Source organism: Paenirhodobacter populi (genome assembly GCF_004022215.1).
Lineage (GTDB): Bacteria > Pseudomonadota > Alphaproteobacteria > Rhodobacterales > Rhodobacteraceae > Rhodobacter > Rhodobacter populi.
The window spans coordinates 1-1,040 of record NZ_SAUZ01000080.1; the positions used below are offsets into that span (position 1 = coordinate 1).

At 69.9% G+C, this 1,040-nt stretch carries 1 protein-coding gene; it reads left to right on the forward strand.

All coding sequences use genetic code 11. The features are described 5' to 3' along the window. The first annotated feature begins 710 nt into the window (after positions 1–710). On the forward strand, positions 711–1,040 hold the full coding sequence (locus D2T30_RS22885; protein WP_128210657.1) for a DUF736 domain-containing protein: 330 nt from the start codon (positions 711–713) through the stop codon (positions 1,038–1,040).

Below are 1,040 nucleotides of genomic sequence, written 5' to 3' on the forward strand. Positions count from 1 at the left end.
CCCTACGGGCAACGATCCCATGGCGCGAGGGCGACGATGCCGGAGCTCCGATGACAGGCCGCAGGCGATGGCGGCGAAGGGCGATCGCACCGTCCCGGCCGGGCTTCCTGCAGCGGTGTGATCCGGCCTGTCGGCACGTCTCGCCCGGTCGGGGACCGCTTGCCGGATCGACCCTTCCTGTCACTCTGGCTGAGGCATGGTTTTGCGGCGTCGCGCGGGATCGGCCTCTGGCCCTGATGGCGGACCATCGTGGCTCTTCCCGGTCGGGGCGAGATCCCCGGCCCAAACGCGCCGGGGCAGGGGGGCATGGCCGGTTGCGGATCGGAGGGCGGCCTGTGCCGGTGTTCTCTGGCCCTGCGGGATGTCGCTGGTGGATCTGTGCCGGGAGGTGCGGAGGCGATGGCGGGGGCCGGTGGCCTCTCCTGAGGACCGGGCTGATCCGGGCGCCCACAGGCGGCCTCTGCGATGGGCTGATCTGGCCGAAGGACGGCGCGCGAAAAGGCGCGCCTCGAGCGCCTCGATGCAACAGCGCCGTCGCGACTTTCTTCCCCTGCCGGCCGCGGGCGGCCGCCATTCCTCGCGGAACAAGAAAGCCTCTCCTCTGCTGTCAGGCCCGCGCAAGCGCGGGTGCATCAGCGCTCGCCTCCGGCCGGACGATCCCCATCGAGGCCGCAAGGGTCGGCCCGAAACAGTCCTCAAGGAGAACCACCATGGCCACCATCGGCACCTTCCGCAAATCCGCTACCGGCAACGACTACACCGGCGAGATCGTCACCCTCGGCCTGAAGGCCAGCAACGTCCGGCTCACCCCCGAAACCCGCGTCACGGGCGAGAACGCCCCCTCGCACCGCGTCTATGTCGGCCGGGCCGAGATCGGCGCCGCCTGGGAAAAGGTCTCGAACGAAGGCCGCCCCTATCTGGGCCTGAAGCTGGACGATCCGAGCTTCAACGCCCCGATCTACGCCAGCCTCTTCGATGACGAGGACGGCGATACCCACTCGCTGATCTGGTCCCGCCCGCAGCGCCGCGACGCAAACTGA

Bases quoted from the DNA above. Each gene is read 5' to 3' on its own strand.
- D2T30_RS22885 (WP_128210657.1), top strand. From the start codon at position 711: ATGGCCACCATCGGCACCTTCCGCAAATCCGCTACCGGCAACGACTAC.